Origin of the sequence: Paraburkholderia sp. DHOC27, from assembly GCF_003429005.1 — a bacterium.
Lineage (GTDB): Bacteria > Pseudomonadota > Gammaproteobacteria > Burkholderiales > Burkholderiaceae > Paraburkholderia.
In genome coordinates, this window is record NZ_QVQV01000009.1 from 137642 (window position 1) to 154808 (window position 17167).

General features: G+C 62.1%; 16 protein-coding genes and 1 pseudogene. 4 read left to right on the top strand and 13 right to left on the bottom strand.

Annotated elements, in window-relative coordinates:
* The first annotated feature begins 32 nt into the window (after positions 1-32).
* Positions 33-347: a superinfection immunity protein gene (locus tag D0B32_RS26535; RefSeq protein WP_117337295.1), complete on the top strand. Its 315-nt coding sequence runs from the start codon at positions 33-35 to the stop codon at positions 345-347.
* A gap of 96 nt (positions 348-443) precedes the next feature.
* Positions 444-1076 carry a LysE family translocator gene (locus tag D0B32_RS26540; protein ID WP_117337296.1) on the top strand — a complete coding sequence of 211 codons (633 nt, stop codon included), beginning with the start codon at positions 444-446 and terminating at the stop codon, positions 1074-1076.
* 93 nt (positions 1077-1169) lie between these two features.
* Here the strand turns inward: D0B32_RS26540 and D0B32_RS26545 are convergent, their stop codons facing one another.
* A complete protein-coding gene (locus D0B32_RS26545) occupies positions 1170-1451 on the bottom strand; it encodes a YodC family protein (protein WP_117337297.1) in 282 nt (93 codons plus the stop codon).
* 680 nt (positions 1452-2131) lie between these two features.
* Complete coding sequence (locus D0B32_RS26550) at positions 2132-2557, bottom strand: OsmC family protein (protein ID WP_117337298.1); 426 nt, start codon at positions 2555-2557, stop codon at positions 2132-2134.
* A gap of 382 nt (positions 2558-2939) precedes the next feature.
* Between D0B32_RS26550 and D0B32_RS26555 the strand changes: the two genes are divergently transcribed.
* On the top strand, positions 2940-3977 hold the full coding sequence (locus tag D0B32_RS26555; protein WP_117337299.1) for a GSU2403 family nucleotidyltransferase fold protein: 1038 nt from the start codon (positions 2940-2942) through the stop codon (positions 3975-3977).
* A gap of 108 nt (positions 3978-4085) precedes the next feature.
* Here the strand turns inward: D0B32_RS26555 and D0B32_RS26560 are convergent, their stop codons facing one another.
* The 9 genes from D0B32_RS26560 to D0B32_RS26600 form a co-directional block, all read right to left on the bottom strand.
* Positions 4086-4640, bottom strand: coding sequence for a carboxymuconolactone decarboxylase family protein (locus D0B32_RS26560; RefSeq protein WP_117337300.1), 555 nt, complete (start codon positions 4638-4640; stop codon positions 4086-4088).
* Between the two features lie 106 nt (positions 4641-4746).
* Positions 4747-6093 carry an aspartate aminotransferase family protein gene (locus D0B32_RS26565; protein WP_117337301.1) on the bottom strand — a complete coding sequence of 449 codons (1347 nt, stop codon included), beginning with the start codon at positions 6091-6093 and terminating at the stop codon, positions 4747-4749.
* Between the two features lie 40 nt (positions 6094-6133).
* A complete protein-coding gene (locus D0B32_RS26570) occupies positions 6134-7186 on the bottom strand; it encodes a C45 family peptidase (RefSeq protein ID WP_117337302.1) in 1053 nt (350 codons plus the stop codon).
* Positions 7187-7386: 200 nt separating this feature from the next.
* Positions 7387-8247: a MurR/RpiR family transcriptional regulator gene (locus D0B32_RS26575; protein WP_117337303.1), complete on the bottom strand. Its 861-nt coding sequence runs from the start codon at positions 8245-8247 to the stop codon at positions 7387-7389.
* Positions 8248-8329: 82 nt separating this feature from the next.
* Positions 8330-9766 carry an efflux transporter outer membrane subunit gene (locus D0B32_RS26580; protein WP_117337304.1) on the bottom strand — a complete coding sequence of 479 codons (1437 nt, stop codon included), beginning with the start codon at positions 9764-9766 and terminating at the stop codon, positions 8330-8332.
* A gap of 12 nt (positions 9767-9778) precedes the next feature.
* Positions 9779-11350 carry a DHA2 family efflux MFS transporter permease subunit gene (locus D0B32_RS26585; protein WP_117337305.1) on the bottom strand — a complete coding sequence of 524 codons (1572 nt, stop codon included), beginning with the start codon at positions 11348-11350 and terminating at the stop codon, positions 9779-9781.
* 39 nt (positions 11351-11389) lie between these two features.
* Positions 11390-12496, bottom strand: coding sequence for an HlyD family secretion protein (locus tag D0B32_RS26590; RefSeq protein WP_117337306.1), 1107 nt, complete (start codon positions 12494-12496; stop codon positions 11390-11392).
* Positions 12497-12557: 61 nt separating this feature from the next.
* On the bottom strand, positions 12558-12992 hold the full coding sequence (locus D0B32_RS26595) for a MarR family winged helix-turn-helix transcriptional regulator (RefSeq protein WP_117337307.1): 435 nt from the start codon (positions 12990-12992) through the stop codon (positions 12558-12560).
* A gap of 138 nt (positions 12993-13130) precedes the next feature.
* Positions 13131-14045 (bottom strand): LysR family transcriptional regulator, encoded by a 915-nt coding sequence (locus D0B32_RS26600; RefSeq protein ID WP_117337308.1) that lies wholly within the window; start codon positions 14043-14045, stop codon positions 13131-13133.
* Positions 14046-14280: 235 nt separating this feature from the next.
* Between D0B32_RS26600 and D0B32_RS26605 the strand changes: the two genes are divergently transcribed.
* Positions 14281-15222 (top strand): alpha/beta fold hydrolase, encoded by a 942-nt coding sequence (locus D0B32_RS26605; RefSeq protein WP_220444965.1) that lies wholly within the window; start codon positions 14281-14283, stop codon positions 15220-15222.
* A 59-nt stretch (positions 15223-15281) separates the two neighbouring features.
* On the opposite strand, the gene D0B32_RS26610 is transcribed toward D0B32_RS26605, so the two are convergent.
* Positions 15282-16460, bottom strand: coding sequence for a porin (locus D0B32_RS26610; RefSeq protein WP_117337310.1), 1179 nt, complete (start codon positions 16458-16460; stop codon positions 15282-15284).
* 462 nt (positions 16461-16922) lie between these two features.
* Positions 16923-17111: pseudogene (locus D0B32_RS33215) on the bottom strand (MFS transporter); the annotation flags it as partial.
* Positions 17112-17167: the final 56 nt, after the last annotated feature.

Below are 17167 nucleotides of genomic sequence, written 5' to 3' on the forward strand. Positions count from 1 at the left end.
AGACGATCTATTACATTTTCTGGAGCGCCGTCATGGGAAGCAGCATCGTCGTACAGGCGATCGGCGCGGTGGTGGCGCTGACTCTGTACTTCCTGCCGGCGATCATCGCCGACAGGCGCAAACGTCACGACCTGCTGACCCTGGCGCTCTTCAATGCCTGTCTCGGCTGGACCGGCTTCGGCTGGCTGGGCGCGCTGTATTGGGCGGTGCAGCCCAATCCGCCGAAAGACGTTGCTGTAGAAGTGGAAAAGACGCGCCGCACCGTGCGCATGAAAACCTTCTCCGTGATGCTGGTGCAGCGCGTGCAGAGCCGTGCAACGCGCGGCTTGCGCGGCAAGAGCGAATAACCGCGGCGCCGCTCATCGGATCACATCATTTCAGACGCACAAGCAACGCAAACGCATCCAAACTGAACACCCTCAACGCAGCCCCGGACACTCCACATGCCTGAACTCGCCAAACTATTGACCTTCGGTCTCGTCTCCCTCGGCATGGCGCTCACGCCTGGCCCGAACATGATCTACCTCGTTTCGCGCTCCATCTGCCAGGGACGTACCGCCGGCATGATTTCGCTGGGCGGCGTGGCGCTCGGTTTCGTGGTCTACATGCTATGCGCCGCGCTCGGCATCACCGCGTTGCTGCTGGCCGTGCCGTACGCCTACGACGCGCTGCGCTTCGGCGGCGCGCTCTACATGTTGTGGCTCGCGTGGCAAGCCGTCAAACCGGGCGGCCGTTCGCCGTTCCAGGTGCGCGACCTGCCGGCGGACAGTCCGCGCAAGCTGTTTGCGATGGGCTTCGTGACCAACCTGCTGAATCCGAAGATTGCGGTGCTGTATCTGTCACTGCTGCCGCAGTTCATCGACCCGCAACACGGCAACGTGCTCGGGCAGTCGATCGTGCTGGGGGCGGTGCAGATTGGCTTCAGCCTGACCATCAACTGCATCGTCGCGTTGATGGCAGGCTCGATCGCGGTGTTTCTCGCGAAACGTCCCGCGTGGCTCGTCGTGCAGCGCTGGTTGATGGGCACCGTGCTGACTGGCCTCGCGGTGCGCATGGCCACTGAAGCCCGGCGATAGTCGATCGCGCAGGTTTGCAGTCAGGTCTTGCAGCAGGTCGGGGCAGAAAGACAGGTGGACAGGCAGACGGCCGGGAGCCTTCCCGGCCCGATTTCAGGCAGATTGCGCGAACCCTCTGACGTGGCGCAGTTTCACCGATCCGGCAGGGATAGAGCGCGGTTCGAGGCGAACCTGGGTCTGCTCGAAGCTTTCCTGGCGCAACTCGCCATGTTCGTCGAACCACTCGCACATCACCCAGCCGTCCGCACTCAGTGCGACCGGACCGACGGCGGTCACCGTCATGCGCAATCCGCCCGATTTCAACGTGACGACGTCGCCGACGTTGAATGAGGTCATGGATGGCGTATCAAAGGCATCGAGCGTGGCAGTTAGCATGTGAATCCCCGGTGCGAAAGCGTGGCGATGTATTAACCCATTGCGGAAGGTGACCGATGAGCAAAAGAGGTTTTAGAGTCTGCCAAGGTTATCAATCGAATTTAATGCTCGCAAGTGATTTTTAGCTGAACCGTTTTCAGCAACAGGCAATTGCGATTTTGAACATCCGCCCGTGCGGCGAGATTATGCTCGATTGAGTGAAAACCCTTGCGGTCGACGGGTTGAGGCCGGGTCAAAGGCGCTTCCAGCGGGCATTATTTGCTTTGCGCCGCCGGGCAGATGTAAAACATGCCTGACTCATTTGTCAGGCAGCCGATTTTATTTTTTAAATGCCTGACGGATTTTTTATATGAACAATTATTGTCAAAACCACCAATAAATTTTTCGATCAACCGTGAATAAAGCTGGCATGCGGGAGAATGCGATTAAATGCTGTGCTGCAATACGGGCGTCATAATCGTGCCGTTTATATGGGTTGCCTACCCCTTACTCCCACCGTGATTTACCCAGCAAGTTGCGGACCTCAGCGGCTTCTGAGCTCTTGCCGGTAGCGCCAGACGCAATTCGACCCGCGCCGATTGCAGCGCAGCGAGAGGCCGAAGGGCTTTAAGGGCGAGCGCGCCAGCCGCTCGCCCGAGCCATGCTTATTGGGGTCGCCGGTGGTGGCGGCCCACTGACGCTCAGGTTTCGAGCGTCGCATCCATCGTGATGGTCGCCTTCAGCACCTTCGAGACCGGGCAACCCGCCTTGGCGTCAGCGGTGGCTTTGTCGAACGCCGCCTTGTCGCCGCCAGGAATCTTCACTTTGACGTCCAGATGCACGGCCGTGATCGCGAAGCCGCCGTCCACCTTGTCGAGCGTCAACGCCGCCGAGGTGGCGATGCGTTCCGGCTTGATGCCCGCCTTGCCCAGTTCCGCCGAGAGCGCCATAGAGAAGCACCCGGCATGGGCCGCCGCAATCAGTTCTTCCGGATTGGTGCCGATGCCGTCCTCGAAACGCGTCGCAAACGAATACTGGGTGTCTTTCAGAACCCCACTGTCAGTAGAAATCGTGCCCTTGCCGTCCTGCAGGCCACCTTGCCAGACCGCTGATGCCTTGCGCTTCATCGTCCTCTCCTGTGTCGACCGGCGTGAGCGCGTAAGCGCCTGTTCCGGTCCTGACCTGCCAGCGCTGTTCTGCATTCGACCATGCTGCCTGCCGCAACGGTCCAGCCCGGGTGCTTGCGGTTGCGATGTCGCTTCGATGCTGGTCAATGCGGTTTACACGACGCGAACAGGTGTGGGCGTAGACCGGGTTTCATCATAGGCGCATATCACATTCAGCGTTGGGGGCCCTGGCGGACGGCCTGTTTATACCTTAGCATTGGTTCGTAAGGTATAAATTTGCGGCGTCACAGTTTATACCCTATGATCGTTTCATAAGGTATAAATTCGCGTCGGCGGCTTATACCCTATCGTCTAATCACAAGGTATAAACCGGCCACTCCCGATGACCGACTTCCACAACGACGCCCTTCAGGCGCTGTATTCCTCCGTTACGGAGCGGGCCGGCGCGCTTGCGCACGTGCCGCTGCATTCGCCGGGCTCCGCGGCGCGCAAGACGGTGGACGGGAAAACGTATCTGTATTGGCGGGTGTATCTGGCCTCCGGCAAGCACATGGAAACCTCCCTGGGTCGTGACGGAGAACCCGCCACGGAGGCCGCCCTCGAAGCCAGGTTGCAGGAGAGCGCCGAAATGCGCACCCTCGCCGCAGATGTGCAGCTTCTGCGCAAGGCGGGCTTCGCCGCGGCGGACAATTCGTCCGCGCTCACCATTGCGACGCTCTTCAACGCCGGCATCTTCAGTCACGGTGGCGTACTGGTCGGCTCGCATGCCTTTGGCGCGTTGCAGAACAGTCTTGGCGTGCGGCTCGCTGCAAGCTACCGCACGGAGGATATCGACATTGGCAGTGCGGGGAATATCTCTGTGGCGATTCCGCAGAATCGCAGTTTCCTCGAGATTCTGCGTGACAGCAGTTTGCCCTTTCTCGAAGTGCCGGATCTGGATTCCCGCAAGCCCGCCACCTCGTTCAAGGCACGCGGTCAGCATCTCAAGGTCGACCTGCTCGTGCCGGGCACCAAGGCCTATGAGACCAAGGCGCTGCCACATCTGCGCGCGCACGCCACGGGGCTGCCCTATTTCCGTTATCTGATGTCGAATACGTCGCGCGGCTTCGTGCTCGGCAAGGAGCACGCCGTTCCGGTGATGCTGCCGGACCCGGCAAGGTTCGCGCTTCACAAACTGATCGTGAGCACGCTGCGCACGGCGTCGCACGCGCTCAAGGCGGACAAGGACCGGCGTCAGGCCGCCGTGCTGATCGACGCGTTGCTGGAAAAGTTTCCGGAGTGGCTCACGGCGGCCGTGGACGCACTCGAAGCCCGTGCCCGCCCCAGAGTCGCCACCGCCGCTGGCCGGACGCTCAATCTCACGCTCGGCCTCTCAGAGCGGGCGCAGGATTTTCTGGCCGATCTGGCGGCTCAGTCGTAGTTTTACTTTGCCCTCACTGCTGCGCAGTTCCGCGTGCGTCGAAGGATGCCCGCGGAACTGCGCGCGTCACGTCAGGTCACGTCAAGTCACGTCACGTCACCTGGGCGGTCACTCCGCGAACGGCAGGGTGTCCTGACCGTGCGCGCGCATGTCGAATACATTCAGCGTCATCGCCACCAGCGCGTAGTAGCCGAGGAGCCCAACCAGGTTGATCGTCACCTTATGCCCGAAGCGCGCCACGGTCGCCGCGTAGGTCGGATCGGAGACGCGTCGGGCGTCGTACAACTCGGTAGCGAAGGTGTAGATCAGCGCATCGTCGGGGTCTGAAAAAGCGGGAACCTGACCCACGCGGATCGCCTCGGCGTCGTGCGGCGAGACGCCTGCTTCGAGCGCGATCGGATAGTGGATGTACCACTCCGCCTGCGCCTGCCAGCGCGCGGCCGTCACGAGAATCGCCAGTTCGGAGAGGCGCAGCGGCAAACCGGTGTGATAGCGGCAAAACGCGCCCAATCGTTGCGCCTGTTGCGCGAGTTCCGGGCTATGAATCCAGCCCAGAAACGGCCCATTCAGATTGCCACGCGGACCCGACAGAATCTCCTCGAGAACCGCCTTCTGCTCGGGCGTGGCGTACGATGCGTCGAAATGCGGCAAACGGTCAGTCATGGAAAGTCTCACTAGTCATGGAGAAGCGCGCTACGGGTGTCCCTGGTTCGGCTCACACAGGGTCACGCCGCAGCACGGGTCACGCCATATCACGCGCTGTCACGCTTCACGCGGCATTGAGCGCGCCGCTGGAAATCAGCGCGACGTCGATGGCATCCGCGAGGCGGCTGACAATGGCGTCGATGTCCTGCGCCGTGCAGATGAACGGCGGCGCGAGCAACACATGATCGCCCTCTTTGCCGTCCACCGTCCCGCCCATCGGATACACCATCAGGCCGCGCGCGAAGGCCTCGCGTTTGATGGCCGCATGCAGTTTCAGGCGCGCGTCGAACGGCTGTTTGGTGGCGCGCTCGCGCACCAGTTCAACGCCGACAAAGAGTCCCCGCCCGCGCACGTCACCGATATGGGGATGCTGCGCATAACGCGCGCGCAGCGCCGCGCGCAACTGCTCGCCACGCGCCTGCACGTTGTCGAGCAACCTGTCTTCCGCGATGACCCGTTGCACCTCGAGCGCCGCCGCGCACGCAGTAGCGTGACCGATATACGTATGTCCATGCTGGAAAAAGCCCGAGCCGCCGACGATGGTCTGATAGATGCGATCACTGACGAGCGTTGCGCCAATCGGCTGATAGCCCGCGCCGAGCCCCTTCGCGATGGTCAGCAGATCGGGCGCCACACCGTCTTCCTCGCACGCGTAAAGATAGCCCGTGCGCCCCATTCCCGACATGATTTCATCGAGAATCAGCAGCACGCCGTAGCGGTCACACACTGCGCGGATCTTGCGGAAATATTCACGCACTGGTGGCACGGCGCCGGCCGTTGCTCCGACCACCGTCTCCGCGACGAACGCGGCCACGGTGTCCGCGCCGAGTTCGAGAATCTTATGTTCGAGTTCGTCGGCGAGCCGCTGTGCAAAAGCCTCTTCTGTTTCGTCCGCGCGTTGCTCACGGTACGCGTAACACGGGCTCACGTGATGCGCTTCGATCAGGATGGGCAGAAACGGCTCGCGACGCCACGCGTTACCGCCAATGGCCAGCGCGCCGAGCGTGTTGCCGTGATAACTCTGGCGGCGCGCAATGAAATGACGGCGTTGCACCTCGCCCTTCTCGACGAAATACTGCCGCGCCAGCTTCAGGGCCGCTTCCATCGCTTCAGAACCGCCGGAGACGAAGTACACATGGTTCAACCCCTGCGGTGCGTCGGCCACGAGGCGCTCGGCCAGTTCTTCAGCGGCCTGCGTCGTAAAGAACGCCGTATGCGCATACGGCAGTTGCTGCGCCTGACGCTTGATCGCGTCGATCACGCGCTGATTGCTATGACCGAGACACGACACTGCGGCGCCGCCCGAAGCGTCGATGTAGCGCTTGCCAGTGGAATCGATGATCTCGATGCCGTCGCCCGCAACGGCAACGGGTAAAACCTGTTTCGGGGCACGGTGAAAAACGGTGGACATGAGCGTTCCTTATCGCATGAAGGTACGGGGCCGCAGCGCGTTAGCGCGGCCCGGTGGGCGTGTGAGCGGTGTTCGGGATAAACGTATCGAAAGCGCAATGGCTCTGCTGGTACACCTGCATCGCCACGCCGTCCGCTTCGAGGCGAAAGAGCGCGGTGGCAAGGGTGTTTTCGTCGTCGGGGTCGTTGGGGTCGTCGCGGTAGATCGGCAAGCCAGCCGGTGCCCGATCGTGCAGCACGCGCAACAGTGCCTGGTCCGTCACGCTGCCGCGCAATGATGCGAGCAAGGTGTCGACGCGTGCCTGCCGGTCGCGCGACGAGTCGGTCACGATCTGCGCTTCGGCTTCGCAACCTGGATGGATCATGTGATTGGCGTGTCCCGACAGCGTGATGTCGGTCACGATCGAGCAGCGCGCGGCGCTAGCCTCGATGCTCAGCAAACGGGAATCGCCCGCGCTGCCCAAGGTGTGGTGAAAGCCGCTCGCGCGAGGCGTGTCGCGCAGCAGGTGGACGGCTTCATCCAGTGAACTCGCGTCGAGTACGGCGCGCGCGAGCAGCATGCGCGGTACGCCCGCAGCCGGTTCGCGAATGCGCAGATTGTTGATGGCCTGCACGAGGCCCGCGCGACTCGCGGCGAACGTGTGGCCAGGCAATGAACCAGGGTAGTAGAAGCTGACGAAGCCGGGTTTGCCCACTGGCTGCACGTCCACCAGAAAGCAACGCGAACGCAGATACGGGTCGCCGTCTTCGTTATGCGCAATGAGGCGCGCATGCTCCGACGCCGCCGCGAGCGTGGTGCAGCCGTCCGGCGCGTTGTGGATCAACTCGCCACGGCAGTTCCAGAGAAACACGTCTTCGACGGACCAGCCCAAGCCGGCGGCCATGCCTGCGAGTTCGGCCATCAGCCCTGGAAAATGCGCTTCAGCCGCGTCGCGCAGCGCGTTCACAAAAGGATGGCCACGCCATTGACTGACCCGCTGCCAGGCCGAGCTTTGCTGCATGTAACCGGCCATGATCGGCCGCGCCAGTTCGCCCAGCCGGTAACCAATATCGTCCGGCTGACCCGTCACCCGGAAAAGACTCCATTGCTGCATCGACACTCGCCTCGCTTACGTCACGTTCCTGATTGATTGCTCACTGGTTGATGGTGCATGCATCGCAGTATCTGCAACGCTGAAACCCATCAATACGATCAATTCAACACTCGATACTAATTTATACATACAAACAACATATGTTGTCAACGTGGATATGCGCGTGCACGTGAGTGAGTCACGCAGGTTTAATTCAAGGCTTAAGGAACGTACGCGCCCTTGGCATGGAGCGAGCGCTCGGCAATCTCGAGCTGGGCGACCGCATCGCCGCCTTCGAGCGCGAGCAGATGCGCGACCAGCGATTCGGCCAGGCCCGTGGCCGCCACCAGCGAGGGGAAAAACGAGGGACTCTCGTGCGAAAAGATCAACACCTTGTCGGCATTGAGGGCGATCGGCGCGACCGCGCTGTCAGTGATCGCGATCAGTTTGCTGCCCTTCTCCAGCGCCGCTTCCGCCACCCGCGCCGCTTCCATCGAGTACGGCGCAAAGCTGATCACGATGGTGGCGCTGTCACGCGTGATGCTGCGCAACTGCATTTCCAGCGTGCCGGCTTCGCCAGTCAGCAGCGAGACGGATGGGCGAAACAGCCGGTAGCCATACACGAGGCCGAAGGCCACCGCATAACAGGAGCGGAAGCCGGCGACGTGCACGTGAGACGCGCGTCGCAGCAGACGCGCCGCCTCGATCACGACACGTCCGTTGTGCGCTGCGGTGACATCCAGATTATGTTGCTGTGCAACCAGCAGATCGTTGGCAAGCGCGTCTTTGGCATTGGCCTTGACGAGCGAACGCGCGCGCGTGGTGAGCGGCTCGGGACGCGTGCGAACGCGTGCCACGAAAAGATTGCGCAGCTCGTTCCAGCCAGGAAAGCCGAGTTGCTGCGAGAGCCGCACCAGCGACGCCGGTTGCACCTGAGCGCGCTCGGCCACCTTGCGCATGGACGACACGGCGACTTCGTCGGGATGGTCCAGCAGGAACGCCGCGCCCATCTGGAACTGCGGACTCAGTTCGGAAAAGCGCGCCCGGATCAGGGCGGCGAGCTGGTCGAAACTGTCGGGCATGCGGTGTTTCCGGGAAGTAACTTGACAACAAATGTTACCACCCGGCGTGCGACTGGAAGCGTACGGTTGAGGGGGGCGCCGCTCATTGCGAGGCGATCCCCGGCACCTTGCTGACCGCCACGGTATCGTTCGCGCTCCACCCGCCTCCCAGTGAGCGATACAACGCCACCGCCGCCAGCGCCTTGTCCCGACTCGCCAGATTGAGCGCATCCGAGTCGCGCAAAAACACTTCCTGCGCGGACAGAACGTCGAGGAAGTCCGTCGCGCCGCCCTTGTAAAGCTCGTTGGCAAGCCGCAGCGATTTGTCCGACGCACCCAGTGCCGACCTCAGGTTGGCCGTCTGGTCGTTACGCCCAATCAGGTCGGCGCGTGAATCCTCGACCTCGCGCAGCGCCTGCAGAATGGTTTGCTGGAGATTCAACTGCGACTCCTGCATCCTGCTTTCGCTCTGATTGATATCCGCCGTGATTCGCCCGGCGTTGAAGATCGGGCTGGTGGCGCTAAGCGCGGCGCTGAACAGGTTGTCGGTCAACGTCGGTGCGCCCACATACGAGGCAGCCAGCAGGCCATCAGCCAGATTCAGATTGAACTTCGGATAACGCTCTGCCTTGGCTACGCCCACCTGGGCCGCCCGTTGTTCGACACGCGCGTACGCGGTGAGCACGTCGGGCCGCCGCAACAACGCTTCGGATGGCAACGTGGTGGGTGCCGTGCCGGCTGGCGTCGGAATGGCCGCGGGCGTGGACAACACCAGCGCATCCACCGACTCAGGCGTTCTGCCCGAATACACGGCGATCAGGTCGAGTTGCTGCTGGATGGTGGCCTGTGTCGGTGCGATGCGCGACTTCAGCGCATCCAGTTGATTCTGAGCGCGGCTGACGTCGAGCTCCGTGGAGAGACCGAAGTGCAGGCGCTCCTGCGTCAACTGCAAGGCGCGGTTGCGAATCTCCAGATTGTCCTGGAGGATTTTCATTTCCGCCTGGGCCCAACGCAGGTCCACGTAGGCGGCGGCGGTATCGGCGGCGAGCGCGAGTCGCACTTCGTCCTCGGCGTGCTGCTGCCCCACCAGGGTGGATTCGGCCGCAAGCAGGTCGAGACGTTCGCCACCAAACACGTCGGGCGACCAGTTCAACGCCAGTCCGACACCGCCCTGGCGCACGTATCCCAACGGCGGCGGCGTGTTCTGCCGGGCATCCGCCACCTGGGCCGTCGCGTCGAGTTCCGGCAGTAGCACCGCGCGCTTTTGCGTGGTGAGCGACTGCGCCTGCTTCACGCGTTCCTCGGCTGCCTTGAGATCCAGATTGCCGGTCAGCACGGTGTCGATCAACTTGTCGAGCGTCGGGTCGTTGAACTGCGCCCACCAGACTTTCGCATCCGTACCGCTGGCCGGTACATCGACCGACCACGTGGACGGCGCCACCGTCGATACGGTGTCTTTCAGTTCGGGATGGGTGGCCGGCTGCACGGCACACGCCGCCATCAACAGGCTTGCCGCCGCAGCGATCAAAAGCTTTTTCATGACTGACCTCGATTAATGTGCGTCCGGCGGAGGGGCCGAATTGGAGAACGGATTCGAGAAGAACACGCTGAACACCGCGACGACAAAACACAGGGACAGCACGTAAAAGGTGTCCGAGAAAGTGAGCGTGAGTGCTTCGCGATAAATCAGATGCTGCAAGGAGGCGAGACCGGACTGCGATGCGTTGACCGCATCGCCCGCCGTCAGCGCCCAGTGCTGAACCTGCTGATTCAGCACGCTCACCACTTGCGGCGCACCTGCGGTAACACTCTCGTTCAGCCGCAGATAGTGGAAATTCAGGCGGTCGTTGAGCATGGTCGCGCTGACCGCAATGCCGATCGCGCCGCCGAGGTTTCGCATCAGATTGAACAGGCCGCTGGCCGACTTGAGACGCGAGGCAGGCAGCGAGCCGAGCGCCATCGTCACGATCGGTGCAATACAGAACTGTTGTCCGATACCGCGCAGCGCCTGCGGCAGCAGCAATTGCTGCCAGCCCCAGTCGTGCGTCAATGGCACGTACAGATAACAGCCAATGCCGAACAGCACGAGCCCGAACACCATCAGGACGCGCAGGCTGATGTAGCGGGTCGCGAACGCGTACACCACCAGTCCCAGCAACTGGAATCCGCCTACTGACAGCAACGCAATGCCGATCTGCAGCGAATTGAAGCCGCGAACCTGCGCGAGGAACAGCGGCGTCAGGAACACCGACACGAAGATGCCGATCCCGGTGATGAACGACAGCAGGCTGCCAATCCCAAAGTTACGCACGAACAACGCGCGGATATCGACGATGGTCTCTTTGGCCGTGAAGGCGTGCACGATGAACAGGAAACCACAGATCGCCGAAATCCACGTACAGGCGATGATGATATGGTCTCCGAACCAGTTCTTGCGTGGCCCCTCTTCCAGCACATACTCCAGACAGCCGAGAAAACCCGACATCAAAAGAATGCCCAGATAGTCACCCGACTTCAGCAGCTTCAGATCCGGCGCATCGATATTGACGTACTTCGGTACGAGCGCGGCGACGAACACACCAGGGATGAGATTCAGATAGAAGAGCCAATGCCACGACCACTGATCCGTGATCCAGCCGCCAATCACCGGCCCCACGGCCGGCGCAAGCGACGCCAGCGCGCCGATCGTGGTCGAGGCCACGATGCGTTGCTTGCCGGGAAACAGCACGAACGCCGTGGTAAAGACGGTCGGGATCATCGCGGCACCCAGCGCGCCTTGCAGTCCGCGAAACAGGATCATCGAGTTGATGTCCCACGCAATGCCGCACAACATGCTGGTGATCGTGAATCCCACCGCGGACGCGACGAACAGCCAGCGCGTCGAAAACACTTTGGACAGCCAGCCCGACATCGGAATCACGAGAATTTCCGCGATGAGGTAGGCAGTCTGCACCCAGGACAGCTCGTCCTGACTTGCCGACAGTCCACCGCCAATGTCGCGCAGGGACGAGGCCACGATCTGGATATCCAGCGTTGCCATGAAAAACCCCAGGCACATCAGCGCGAAAGCAAACACGCGTTGCTTTAACGGCTGTAAGGCGGGGTCAGCGAATTGGGTCGTCATGATGGGCTCCGGGCTTCTCAGTTGCCGCTCATTTGCCGTTCAGTTGCCGCTCTGCTCATCACCGCCAACCGTATGGACGGTGACGACCGACGAGAGTCCGGGGCGCAGCACCGCTTCCATGCCTCGCGGCGTATCCAGATGGATGCGCACCGGCACGCGCTGCACGATCTTCGTGAAGTTGCCGGTGGCGTTTTCCGGTGGCAGCACGCTAAAGGTCGCGCCCGTCGCCGGCGCGAGGCTTTCCACGCGGCCATGAATGACGAGGCTCGACGCGTCCAGTTGCACATCCGCCGTGTCGCCCACGCGCATCTTCTTGAGCTGGTCTTCCTTGAAGTTGGCGTCCACCCAGAGACCTTGCTCGGGCACCACGGAGAGAATCGGCACCCCCACGTTGGCCAATGCGCCGATACGGGCCGTGCGGTTGCCGATGTAGCCATCCACCGGGGCGCGAATGACGGTGTATTCGACGTTCAGTTGGGCGACCCACTCAGCGGCCAGGCTCGTATTGACCCGTGCGTTGGCATCGTCCAGTTGCGCTGCCAGCACGTCCAGTTCGCGTTTGGCCGCCGCGACCGCTGCGTCGCTCTTCTGCACGGCCGCCTGCGCCTTCGAGAAATCCGCGTTGGCGCGCTCTACGATCTGGTTGGACACGGCATCGTCCTTCACGAGTTCGCGGTAACGCGTCTGGTCTTCGCTGCTGCGTGTCAGCTCGGCCTTCGAGGCGGCGGTCTCCGCCTCGTTCTGATTGATGATGGCTTGCTGAAGCACCTGCCTCGCCTTCAGCTCTTCTACCGCCGAGCGCGCGCTCTGGACCTCGGCGCTCGCCTGCGCCAGCTTCGCGTCGTAATCGCGCGAGTCGAGACGCACCAGGATCTGGCCGGCTTTCACGTGCTGATTGTCTTCAACCAGAATCTGGTCGATGAAGCCGCTCACCTTGGGCGCCATCACCGTGACGTTGCCGCCCACATACGCGTCGTCGGTGCTTTGCTGAAAACGCAGCACGAAATACCAGTAGCCGGCGGCCGCGGCCAGCACGACCACGACCGCCAGCACCGCCAGCTTCATCCACGGCAGCGGCCGGGCTTTGGCCGCTGCCGTGGCCGGGACAGTGGCAGCGTCGGAGACAGGAGTTACCGGGGTATTCATCAGGACACCTATAAAATGGATGGGGATTTTTTCGAAAATTTCTAACCAGAAGCTGCGCGGTTTACTCGTGCGGCGACAGTTCCGTGCCGATCCGGAACAACTCTTCTCGCAGACGCACTGCCGCCGGCGCGCCGAACCGCTCTTCGAACTCCATCTGTGCCGCCTGCCAGTACTGCGCCGCCTCTTCCTGCTTCGCCCGGCCTTTTTCGGTCAGGCTCAGCAGCAACCTTCTGCCGTGATCTTCGGCGGCGCTGCTGACGTAGCCGCATTTCAGCAGAGGTTTCAAGGCACGAATCACGGTGGTGCGTTCCATCACCATCGTGGTGGACAGGCATTGCATCGTCTGCCCCCGTTGCAAGCCCAGCGCCGTCAAAATGCTGAACTGCGTCGGGGTAACGCCGGCTGCGGATAAATGACGTTCGTAGAGCTGGGAGACCTGCCGCGCGGCTTGCCTGACAGCAAAACAGTCGTCGTTCTGGAGGATTCGAGTGTGCATAAGCACACTGTACGGGGCGAGCGGGACCACATCAACGCGATCCGCTGCATCTGATTCTCACCGTTTTGACAAGAATCGCTGCATTAGCGCATCTGAACCCGGCGGCGCCGGGATGCCCAAAGCTCCGGCGCTGGCCCGTCAGGCGTGGTCGGCGCCTGCCAAGGCCTCGTAGAACGCGGCCGCGTGCTCGATGAACACGCGCACTTTGGCCGGCATCAGCGTGCGGGTGTTGTACGCAAGACGAATTTCGATGGCGTCGTCCATGAGCGGAAAATCCGGCAACACGGGCACCAGTTTGCCCGCGTCGAGTTCGTCCTGTACCAGCGCCTGTGGGATGACGCCCAGCCCGAAACCTTCGAGAATCATCGTACGGTTGAACATGGGACTGTTCGACGATACGTCGCCGTTGAGCGGCACCGTCACCTCCTCCTCACCGATCCGAAACCCCAGTTCCTGCTTGCGGATGGCTGGCGACATGGTGACGAACGTATGTCCGGCGAGGTCCGCCGGGTCGCGCGGCAAGGCGTGGCGCTCCAGATAGGCGGGCGCGGCGACGAGCAGCTGCGGGATGCGTTCGAGCAGCCGCGTGACGGTCAATTCGCTGGAGAGCATGTAGGGGACGACGATCCCGAGATCGTAGCCGTCCGCGACGAGATCGACGGGACGTTCGGACAGCGTCACATCCAGAATCACCTTGGGTTGCGCGCGCTTGAAACTGGCGATGAGCGGCACGAGCCGGTTGACCGTCGCCGTGGTGTGTGCGACGAGCCGCAGTATGCCGGTGGCTTCCGCTGTGTGACCGGTGGCGTCGGCCTCCAGCGCGTCGATTTCGTCGAGCACGCGAATGGCCCGCTCATAGAGCCGCTCGGCCGCTTCGGTGGCGGACATCTGGCGCGTGGTCCGGTGAAAGAGCCGCGTGCCCAACTTTGCTTCGAGGCCGGCAATGGCCCGCGACACGACCGGCGTCGTGACACTCAGCATGTCCGCCGCCTTCGTGAAGCTGCCCGCTTCCATGACGGCGCGGAAGTGCCGCAGGTTTTCGATGTAGTCCATCGTCGTGATTCCCAATGAGCACGGGTATGAAACTCGGGTGGCAAGGTATAACCTGTGGCTTGAGCATGCCCGCTCGCGAGTCCCGCCCGAAGCCAGCGCTGGAGATGCTCAGCGTCGAGGTCCGTATCTTAGCGTGGCGGCGGCAGTTCTGGCGACAAGCGCGCTTGCGCAATGTTCACAACCCCCGCGGCCTCCGCAACCTTCGTCGTCTCCACAGCTGCAAGGACACATGCGCATGAAGGAATACGATATCTCCGTCAACGGCATCACGTTGCACGTAACCGAGCAAGGCGATGGCGAGGCCGTGCTGTTCTGCCACGGCTTCCCCGATACGGCCTACACGTGGCGCCGTCAGATGGAGACTGTCGCGCAGGCGGGCTACCGCGCCATCGCGCCCGACATGCGCGGTTACGGACGCAGCTCGGCGCCCGCTGACGCGACGCTCTATACCCCGCTTCACACCACTGGCGATCTGATCGGTTTGCTGCACGCGCTCGAAATCCCGAACGCAGTGCTGGTTGGCCATGACTGGGGCGCGAGCCACGCGTGGAATGCGGCCCTGCTGCGGCCGGACAAATTCAGGGCCGTGTTTTGCCTGAGCGTCCCGTATGCGCCGCGCGGGGAAGTCAGCGTGCTCACACGCATGCGCAGCGCAGGCCACGAGAACCATTTCTATATGTTCGCGCAGATCAAGCCTGAGGCCGACGAGGTCTGGTCGAATGCCGCCGTGACCATACCCGGCGTGCTGTACTGGGCGTCCGGTGCGGCCCCAGAGGAGCAGCGCTGGCATCCTCTGGACCCGGCACGCGGGCTCGACCGTCCGGCACCCGGTCCACTGCCGGCATGGGTCGCGCCCGACTATCTCGCGCACAATATCGCGGAGTTCACGCGCACGGGCTTTCATGGCGGCCTCAATTACTATCGCGCGGTTGATCCTTACTTCGAGTTGTCTGCGGCGTTGAAAGGCGCCAAGGTCACGCAACCGTCATTTTTCATGACGGGGAAAGCCGATGGTCTGGGCGCGTTGTACCCGCCACTCGAGAAACTACGCGCGGGCCTGCCCGGACTCGTGGGTCTGATCGAACTCGATGACGTGGGACACTGGGTGCAGCACGAGGCATCCAATGAAGTGAGCTCCCATCTGCTCGAGTTTCTTCATACGGTAGCGCCGGTTTGAACGCTCCGCACCCTTGAGGCAGCGCGCGCGCCGCAGACCCACGACGCGCCCCCACCCCGCTAAAACAGATGCCGCAGCCCGACCCGGAACAGGAACTGGTGATTGCCGTTCGCGTCGCCCACATTGCCAATGTCCGCGACCGCGCTGCCGCCCGTTGACGAGATGCCCGAAGCCCGTTGATACGCACCTTCCAGATAGACGTCGGTTGCCTTCGAAAGCAGGTAGTCGCCCATCAGGCTGAACTGGTTGTAATGCTGATTGCCGATTTTCACACCGCTGCTCGTCGTCACGCTCTCGCCCTTCAGATAATCATAGGCAGCTGACAGCGAAACGGCGGGTGACGGCAGGTACTTGATGGAAAAATCGAGGTTGTTGAAATGCGCGCTCTGCCCGTTGAATCCCGCATTCATGTTGCCGTACTGGATGTTGGTGTAGGCAGTGGCCAGCGAGACCGTGCCAACCGTATACCCCGCGCCCAGCCCTATGACCTGATAGGACAACGCGCTCGTATAGCCGTTGTTCAACGAGTTTCGCAGGCTCGTGCTTCCGTTGGCATTGCCGGTAAAGAAACCCGTACCGGCCGTCGTCGAAGTCGGATCCTTGAAGTATTCATAGGCCACGGCCAGCCGGACCGATCCGTTGGCATACGACATCCCCATCGAATAACCGCTGTTCGCCGTGACGTCGCCCGCCTGGCCGCCCAGGCTATATTCGCCGCCGACGGTGAAGCCGCCATAACTCGCGCTGATGTACTGCACGGCGTTGTTCGCGCGCAGTGAGTTGGCGGTGTTGTCGAGATCGCCGGGATGAGCGAACGCGGTCGATCCCGCCTGGCTTCCCACGGAGGTGAGAGGCTGGATGAAATACAAAATCTCATCGTACTGACGGCCGAGCGTCAGGGTTCCATACTGATCGCTGCCGAGGCCCACGAAGGCGCGCCGTCCGAAGAAGGTTCCGCCCTGCCCCGCCTGCCCCGTGTTGAGGTTGACGCCGCCTTCCAGCGTGAAAATGGCGTGCAGCCCGCCACCCAGATTCTCGGACCCTGTCATGCCCCAACGGCTGCCGCTCATGCCGTTGACCGAATCTACCGTAATCAGCTTGCCGCCGGCAGCACCGCCCGTGTGGCTCAGAAACATCAAGCCCTCGTCTAGCACGCCGTAAAGCGTCACGCTGTTCTGGGCATGCGCGCAGGGAATCGCCGCGCCGGCGACCGCCACGGTAAACACTGATTTCCTCATTTTTCAGCTCCTTTCTCCATGTTTTATATTTATCCAGTACAACGAATTATCTAGATCACGCTGCGAGCGCAAATGTGATGACGCTGCTGCCTTTCTTTTCGAAAGCGCGGTCTGAACTCCGGCGCATGGTCGCTGCGGTTGGAGACGACGCGCCTGCGCAGAAGGTCTACGCTAACTTTGCCTTCGGGGACGCCGCAAAGCCGCGTGTCGGGCGCAGGCCCGCGTAGCGCTGTGCGAACGCACGTTTGCCGCAGCATCGGCGCTGCCCCAGTCGTGCAGTTCCTGCCCCGCGAGCTGCGTGAGTGCCGTCTCGGGCAGTGCCAGCACCGCCACCAGCGAAATCACCGCCGTCAGGGCGACGCATATGGCGATGCCAATCGAGCCGCCGTGCGCAATCTGAATGAGCTGGATGGAGAGCACACTGAAGATGCCGCTGCCGATCAGCGCACCCACCTGCCAGATCAGCGCGATACTGGCGAACGCGGCGAGCGTGCCGACAAGCGGGTTCTGGCTCGGAAAGAACAGCTTGCCGAACACCAGCGCCGCCGCCGTGCCATACACGAAGAAATCGTAGTACTCAGCGATCGTGCCGATGGTCGATGCAAGCGCTACACGATATGACTCGGACAACGAACTATTCGATCGCTGCATAAGCATCTCCTGTGATTCTCGATCTGGCGTTTCTTCAGACTTTTAGCCTGAGCAAT

Excerpts from the sequence above, each read along its gene's own strand:
- D0B32_RS26575 (WP_117337303.1), bottom strand. The coding sequence starts at position 8,247 with ATGCCCGACAGTTTCGACCAGCTCGCCGCCCTGATCCGGGCGCGCTTT.
- D0B32_RS26535 (WP_117337295.1), top strand. The coding sequence starts at position 33 with ATGGGAAGCAGCATCGTCGTACAGGCGATCGGCGCGGTGGTGGCGCTG.
- D0B32_RS26610 (WP_117337310.1), bottom strand. The coding sequence starts at position 16,460 with ATGAGGAAATCAGTGTTTACCGTGGCGGTCGCCGGCGCGGCGATTCCC.
- D0B32_RS26560 (WP_117337300.1), bottom strand. The coding sequence starts at position 4,640 with ATGACTGACCGTTTGCCGCATTTCGACGCATCGTACGCCACGCCCGAG.
- D0B32_RS26550 (WP_117337298.1), bottom strand. The coding sequence starts at position 2,557 with ATGAAGCGCAAGGCATCAGCGGTCTGGCAAGGTGGCCTGCAGGACGGC.
- D0B32_RS26565 (WP_117337301.1), bottom strand. The coding sequence starts at position 6,093 with ATGTCCACCGTTTTTCACCGTGCCCCGAAACAGGTTTTACCCGTTGCC.
- D0B32_RS26580 (WP_117337304.1), bottom strand. The coding sequence starts at position 9,766 with ATGAAAAAGCTTTTGATCGCTGCGGCGGCAAGCCTGTTGATGGCGGCG.
- D0B32_RS26545 (WP_117337297.1), bottom strand. The coding sequence starts at position 1,451 with ATGCTAACTGCCACGCTCGATGCCTTTGATACGCCATCCATGACCTCA.
- D0B32_RS26605 (WP_220444965.1), top strand. The coding sequence starts at position 14,281 with ATGAAGGAATACGATATCTCCGTCAACGGCATCACGTTGCACGTAACC.
- D0B32_RS26590 (WP_117337306.1), bottom strand. The coding sequence starts at position 12,496 with ATGAATACCCCGGTAACTCCTGTCTCCGACGCTGCCACTGTCCCGGCC.
- D0B32_RS26595 (WP_117337307.1), bottom strand. The coding sequence starts at position 12,992 with ATGCACACTCGAATCCTCCAGAACGACGACTGTTTTGCTGTCAGGCAA.
- D0B32_RS26570 (WP_117337302.1), bottom strand. The coding sequence starts at position 7,186 with ATGCAGCAATGGAGTCTTTTCCGGGTGACGGGTCAGCCGGACGATATT.
- D0B32_RS26600 (WP_117337308.1), bottom strand. The coding sequence starts at position 14,045 with ATGGACTACATCGAAAACCTGCGGCACTTCCGCGCCGTCATGGAAGCG.
- D0B32_RS26585 (WP_117337305.1), bottom strand. The coding sequence starts at position 11,350 with ATGACGACCCAATTCGCTGACCCCGCCTTACAGCCGTTAAAGCAACGC.
- D0B32_RS26555 (WP_117337299.1), top strand. The coding sequence starts at position 2,940 with ATGACCGACTTCCACAACGACGCCCTTCAGGCGCTGTATTCCTCCGTT.
- D0B32_RS26540 (WP_117337296.1), top strand. The coding sequence starts at position 444 with ATGCCTGAACTCGCCAAACTATTGACCTTCGGTCTCGTCTCCCTCGGC.